Source organism: Caballeronia sp. (assembly GCF_028292365.1).
In the GTDB taxonomy this organism is placed as follows: domain Bacteria; phylum Pseudomonadota; class Gammaproteobacteria; order Burkholderiales; family Burkholderiaceae; genus Caballeronia.
Genome location: NZ_JAQGMM010000212.1, coordinates 1 through 6352, shown reverse-complemented (window position 1 = coordinate 6352; position 6352 = coordinate 1). Strand labels below are relative to the sequence as shown.

General features: G+C 62.8%; 7 protein-coding genes. All 7 read right to left on the bottom strand.

Going from position 1 to position 6352, the window contains the following annotated elements; translation table 11 throughout:
* Nucleotides 1–259: 259 nt before the first annotated feature.
* Entirely contained in the window at nt 260–892 is a 633-nt protein-coding gene (locus JWR14_RS13075) for an alpha/beta family hydrolase (RefSeq protein ID WP_299707022.1), read from the bottom strand.
* Nucleotides 893–903: 11 nt separating this feature from the next.
* Entirely contained in the window at nt 904–1236 is a 333-nt protein-coding gene (locus JWR14_RS13070; RefSeq protein ID WP_089165576.1) for an NAD(P)H-dependent oxidoreductase subunit E, read from the bottom strand.
* Nucleotides 1237–1304: 68 nt separating this feature from the next.
* The gene (locus tag JWR14_RS13065) at nt 1305–2480 is read right to left on the bottom strand and encodes a VanZ family protein (protein ID WP_299707013.1); all 1176 of its coding nucleotides are present in this window, start codon (nt 2478–2480) and stop codon (nt 1305–1307) included.
* 111 nt (nt 2481–2591) lie between these two features.
* On the bottom strand, nt 2592–3152 hold the full coding sequence (locus tag JWR14_RS13060; protein ID WP_299707026.1) for an ABC-type transport auxiliary lipoprotein family protein: 561 nt from the start codon (nt 3150–3152) through the stop codon (nt 2592–2594).
* A 244-nt stretch (nt 3153–3396) separates the two neighbouring features.
* On the bottom strand, nt 3397–4365 hold the full coding sequence (locus JWR14_RS13055) for an MlaD family protein (protein WP_299707009.1): 969 nt from the start codon (nt 4363–4365) through the stop codon (nt 3397–3399).
* A gap of 75 nt (nt 4366–4440) precedes the next feature.
* On the bottom strand, nt 4441–5319 hold the full coding sequence (locus JWR14_RS13050; RefSeq protein ID WP_299707006.1) for an ATP-binding cassette domain-containing protein: 879 nt from the start codon (nt 5317–5319) through the stop codon (nt 4441–4443).
* Nucleotides 5319–6329 (bottom strand): ABC transporter permease, encoded by a 1011-nt coding sequence (locus JWR14_RS13045; RefSeq protein WP_299707024.1) that lies wholly within the window; start codon nt 6327–6329, stop codon nt 5319–5321. The genes JWR14_RS13050 and JWR14_RS13045 overlap by 1 nt, the downstream gene beginning before the upstream one ends.
* Between the last annotated feature and the right edge of the window lie 23 nt (nt 6330–6352).

Sequence of the window (6352 nt, the reverse complement as noted above, 5' to 3'; positions counted from 1 at the left end):
TGCCGGACACGTGCCGCATGCGCTACGGCGAGCGCTAAACCGACAAGCGGTCGCGCAAAAGTCTGCGCCATTATACGCGTGCGCCAAACCGCTTTTGCCGCGAAAGTGGCTGGATGTGCCGGGGATTTGTGAAAACAGGGATAAAAGCAGCGATAAAAACGGCGACGGCGCAAAGCCTTTGAAAGCCTCACGCCGTGCGTTTATTCAACAGAAGGTTTGTATCGGCGAAGCTTCGATTAAGCGTGAAGGTGAGGCGAACTCAGCGCCATGCGTCGACAATAATCTTCTTCAGCACATGCAGCTTCCGATGAAAGAAATGCTCGCCGCCGGGAATCACCACGACGGGCAATTCCTGTGGCCGCGCCCACTCGTAAACAGAACTGATAGGCACGGTTTCATCCACCTCACCGTGAATCACGAGCGTGTTGTCCGGCACCTCGGCCACTTGCCAGTTGCTCGCCGCCGTCCCCACGAACACCATCCGCTCGATGGCCTCGCCCGAGTCACGCAAGTGCTTCGCCACATGCGACATCACGAACGTGCCGAACGAGAAGCCGGCGAGCACCAGCGGGACATCTGACTGGCCCGGCTGCGCGCGCATATGAGCGACCACGGCCAGCAGGTCGTCACGTTCGCCCGTGCCGTTGTCGTGCTCGCCCTGCGTTTCACCCACACCCCGAAAATTCGAGCGATACGTGATGTACCCAAGCTGGACGAGCGTGCGCGCGAGGGTTTGCGCGACCTTGTTGTCCATCGTCCCGCCGTACAGCGGGTGCGGGTGCGCAACCAGCGCAATGCCGCGTGTGGCGGCGCCGTCCGCGGGGCGATCCAGCGCGACTTCAATCTTGCCCACCGGCCCGTCGATCAGGAACTTGTCAGTCTGTGCGTTCATTGGGTGAGCCCTCAGACCACTGGCTGATCGATCAGCAAACGCTCGACGATCTTGCCGTTCACCAGATGCGAATCGACAATTTCATCGATATCCGCTTCATCCACATACGTGTACCAGGTCCCTTCGGGATACACGACGACCACCGGCCCCAGTTCGCAGCGCTCGAGGCAGCCGGCCTTGTTGATGCGGACCTTGCCGTCGCCGGCGAGTCCGAGCTGTTTCACGCGCTTCTTCGCGTACTCCTGCATGGCCTGCGCATTGCAATTCGCGCAACTTGGACGCGCGGCGTCGGGGTCGCGCTGGTTCAGGCAGAAGAACACGTGATATTTGTAGAACGGGTCCATGGGCTTGGCCAGAAGATGTTTGATGTCGTGGGATTTTTGTGTCGCTTTTTTGTGTCGCTTCCGGCCGATTATAACGACCGGGGCTTTTCGCCGCCGCCACGTCGCCGAGCCAGAAATGCGCGCTCCGCAGTCGATGCCAGCCAGCCAAGCGCGGCATACGGCCACACCCACGCAAGCCACTGCGAAAGACCATTGAAATGCAGATAGCGCCCTTGGCGCCAGTCGGCGAGGACGATATCGAAGTACGGATTGACCGGCAGAAGATTCACCAGAACCAACGCCACGACAAGCGCAAGACCGGCGAGCGTCGCACGCCACGCCCGCGAGCATCGCAGTGAAAGCAAACCCGCCAGCGTTCCGCACGCTATGCCGGCAATGGCGCCGTCGGTAGCCCAGTCAAACGTGAGCCCGGAGCGCGATTGCAGGAACGTCGCGCCCGCCTTCGCACCGAGTGTCGCGATCACCAGGCCGAGCAGCAGCCGCACGCGTGGCGCGCGGCTGCGCATCGGCAACGTGGCCAGCACCAGCGCGGCAAACAGGTTCAGCGAGGTGATGAGCGTTTCCCAGGCATCGTCGGGAAGTTTCGCGCCCAGATGCGCCGGCCAGGCCGCGACATTCCATGCGGCGGGCGCCCACGCGAGCAGCGTGTCCTGCATCACCGGATCGATGCTCGACCACAGCACGCGCGGCAAATCGCCGACAGCGAACAGGAACGGTGCGGGGTACATCGCGGCGAACGGCCAGAGCCCGGATAAGCCAATCATGTACGCGGCATCGCGCTCGAACCACATGAAACGCATACGGCGCAGCAGACCCCGGTCGAGCAGCATGCTGGTCGCGGGCGCGGTGAGCGCGGCGCCCAGCAGCGCGCCGAGCGCGTTTGCGCCCAAGTCGAGATTCGATGCCACGCGTGTAGGCAGATAGGTCTGCACGGCTTCCATCGAACCCGACAACATCGCCCCGCCGATAAACGCCACGCCCGCTGCAAGCGCACCGCGCCAGCGCGGATAGAGCGCAAGTACGGCCAGCGCGCCGAACGGCATGTAGCCAAGCACGTTGGTGATGACGTCGAACGCGGTGAGATATTGCGGCAGCGGATCGGTGAGATACGCGAACGGGCCGATTCCGAGCGTTCGCCAGCCGGAAAACGGATACAGCGACCCGTAGACGACCAGAATTGTATAAGCCGCCAGCGCCTGCCGCGAGAGCGCGGACGGCCGGCGCTGCCAGTGCTTGAGAATCATGCGCGCCGCCCTTGTTCTTGCGCTGTTTCTCGTTCCAGAACACAGCGCGCCGCGTCAGCGTGCATGGCAATCACCGGGCGGTCCTGAAGCGGTTCGCGACTTTCAACGCTGTCATTGCGAAGCAACCAGCGGCTGCACGCCGAGCCATGCCGCCATTTGCGCGATCAGGTCGTCCGAAGCGGTGGCAAGCGCACGCGCGCCACCGGCGGCATCAGCCGTGTACGAAGGCGCCCGCGCAATGAACGTGCGCTGGCTGATCACCTGCCCGTGCTGCGACAACGTCACCCGCGCCGAGACCTCGCCATGGCTTTGCTCGGGGGCATCGAAGACTTGCTCGAAGTCCGTCAGATCGACCTGCAACGTGGGTGCGCGCACCGGGTCGGCGCCGGTGAGCACCGGTCCGCGCGAGGCCAGCGCCGCGCGCAGGCGTTGCGTAAGCAACTCCGCCGGCGACATGGTCCAGTGGCTATCCGCATAGCTGCCGGTGCGCTGGGCATCCGCATATTTCAGGCGATACACGAACGCGTCCGTATCCAGGTTCTTCGCGGCGCTGACCGCCAGCACTTTCACCGGCGGCATGGTCATGGTGTTGCCAAGCGGCGTGGGCACACCCAGGTCGTAGCGGATATTCGACACAGCCGCGGGCGGCCCCGACGCGCAACCCGCGAGCATGGCCACCACGGCCAGGCTGATAAAACCGGAAAAACCGGAGCGCGCCCGCGGCAGCGGGCGCGCAGCACGCTTGGGATAGCGCATCGCCTGCAAGATCGTGTGTGGCATCACAGTTCCCTATTTCAAGATCAAAAAACGCTTGGACATCGAACTCTAGTCCGCCAAATAATCCGCCAGATTTCTGCGGGCAGCGGACCCGGCGCCGACGCCTCCGCGCCATGTTGTGCGACTTCGTTTCACAACTTCATTTCGACGGATTCGATGTCGCCGACGGCCACTGGAAACCCGGCTCGCCCGGCCCTGGCGCCGGCTGCGGCGCGCCAAACAGCACGCTGCGCGGATTCCGGTTGAAGGTCTCGGCAGCGCGATCCACCGAGCGCGCCGCACTGCCCACGTCGTCGGCCAGTGAATTCACGCGCGGCAAGGTCTCGTAACCCACTCGCGCAGCCATCTCCTGCAACGACACGTTGACTTCGTTCATCACCCGGCCAGCGCGTTCAGCCGCGTCACCCGCCTTATTCATATTGGTCACAAACGGGCCATCCGCCCGGCTCAAGCTATTCGCGAGCGCATTGGTCGACGCGAGCGTGCGGTCCAGTTGATTCAGCGTACGAGGCAGTTGCTCCGCCACCGGGCCGACCTGCTTGCTCAGCACAGCAATGCTGTCAGCTGCACCTTGCAAGCTCTTTGCGGTTTGCTGCACCTGATCGCGCATGTCGTCGGACATGAATTTGTCGGCATCGTCGGCAATCCGTTCCAGCTTCCTGATCAGGATGTCGCCGCGTTGCTGCAACTGGTCGAACAAGCCCGGGCGCAACGGCAGTGACGCAACCTTTTGCGGCGATGACGGCAGCGGCGCCGGGTTCTTGCCGGTGTCGTCGAGTTGCACGAATGCAATCCCCGTCACGCCCTGGAAACCGAGCGTGGCGAACGTGGACTGCGTGATCGGCGCGTTCTTGTCGACCTCGATCCGAATGCGGATCTGCCCCGGATTGGCGCGGTCGAACTTGATGGATTCCACCTTGCCCACACCAAGGCCGCGATACCGCACGTCAGCATCGGTGTACAAACCCGTCACATTAGTGCGCGCGACGAGGTCATACGGCACGCGCACGCTACGGTCCACGTTGAAAAAGAACACCGCTACGCCGATAGCGGCCAACAGCCCGATAGTGAACAGACCGGCCCAGAACGCATGGGATTTGTTTTCCATCAGCAGGTTCCTTTTTTTACTACGTACTGCCAGAGCTTTCCTGAAAACCGTTCATGAGAACGCTCGTAAGAACGGCTAGAGTGCGGGACCACATGGCGCGTCTTCCAGCGCAACCGCCGGTAATTTTGCGCGGCGCTCGGGCGGCAGCGCCTGCAACGCGCGCCTGCCGCGCCGCCCCAAAAAATACTCACGGATAAACGGGTGATCCACAGCCACCGCCTCTTCCACAGGCGCCGCCACCAGTACACGCCGCTCGGCCAGCACAGCCACCCGCGTGGACAGCGCGACCATGGTATCGAGATCATGGGTGACGAGAACCACGGTTAAGCCCAGCGCCCGGTGCAGTGTGGCGATCAGGTCGACGAATTCGTCCGATGCCTTCGGGTCCAGCCCCGCCGTGGGTTCATCGAGAAACAGCAGTTCGGGTTCAAGCGCAATGGCCCGCGCAATCCCTACGCGCTTGACCATGCCGCCCGATAACGCCGACGGCATCTTGCTCATGTTCTTGCACGACAGCCCGACCATTTCGAGCTTCAGCATCACGAACTCGCGGATCAGGTCCTCTGGAATCTTGCCGAGTTCGCGAAACGGCTGCGCGATGTTGTCGTACACCGACAGCGACGAGAACAGCGCGCCCTGCTGGAACATCATGCCGGAGCGGGTGCGCAGGATGCGCGCCTTTTCGTCGTCCATATTCGCCCACTCGTCGCCGAGGACGCGGATCGTGCCCGATGTGGGCGACTCGAGTCCGAGCATTTGGCGCACGAGCGTGGTCTTGCCGGAGCCCGACCCGCCGAGCAACGCGAGGATCTCGCCGCGCCGCACTTCCAAATTTAGGTGCTCGTGAATCACCGTACGGCCGTAGCGTTTGGTCACGTCCACGACTTCGATCACCGGTTCCGCGGTGACGGGCGTGGGTTTGTCGCGAACGGCAGATGCAAGGGTAGCCGCCATCAGATGCCCACCGACTGGAAGAGGATGGCAAACACCGCGTCGGCGAGGATAACGATGGTGATGGACGACACCACCGAGGTCGTTGTCCCTTCGCCCAGGCTTTGCGAATTCGCCTTGATCCGGAAGCCAAAATGGCACGCGGCCAGCGCGATCAGCATGCCGAACACCACGCCCTTGGCAAGTCCGATCCACAGGTTGGCGATCGGCACGACCGAGGGCAACGAACGCACAAAAAAGGACAAGTCGATACCCAATACCAGCTTCGCCGCCAGTGCGCCGCCGAGCAGCGCAACCATGTTGGTCCACATGACCAGCAACGGCATGGCAATGCCGAGCGCCAGCACGCGCGGCAGGACGATCCGCAAGCCGTGCGGGATACCCATGACCTGCATGGCGTCGAGTTCTTCCGTCACGCGCATCACCCCGATCTGCGCGGTAATGGCGGAACCGGAGCGGCCGGCGACCAGGATGGCCGAAAGTACCGGACCAAGCTCGCGAATGACTGAAAGCCCCAGGATATTCACGATGTACTGATTCGCGCCGAACATGCGCAGTTGTTGCGCCGACAGATAACTCAGCACGATACCGATCAGGAACGCCACGAGCGCCGTGATACCGAGCGCCTGCGTGCCCGCGGCATAGATGTTCGCGGAGATTTCGGTCCACGGAATACGCTTCGGACGCCGCACCAGTCCGATCAGGTCGAGCACGAAGCCGCCGAACAGGGCGAGGCCGCCTTGCAGATGCTCGAAGAACGAGAACAGGATCAGGCCGAAGCGCGTGATGGGATCGATACGATCAATCTGTTCGGGCTCGTCGCGATTCGCGTCAAGCAACGCGACCCGTTCAAAAATTTCCCTTTGGGTGTCCGAGAGCGTGACGCGCTCCGGCAACTTCCTGCCCCACACGCGCCACAGCGCCTGTCCACCGACGTGATCAAGCCGCTCAATTGGCAGCAGGTCCCATTGCTTGATTGCCTCCTGCCCAACGCTGCGCAGCCGGTCCACCACGCCGCGCTTCGCGCTCGCGTGAT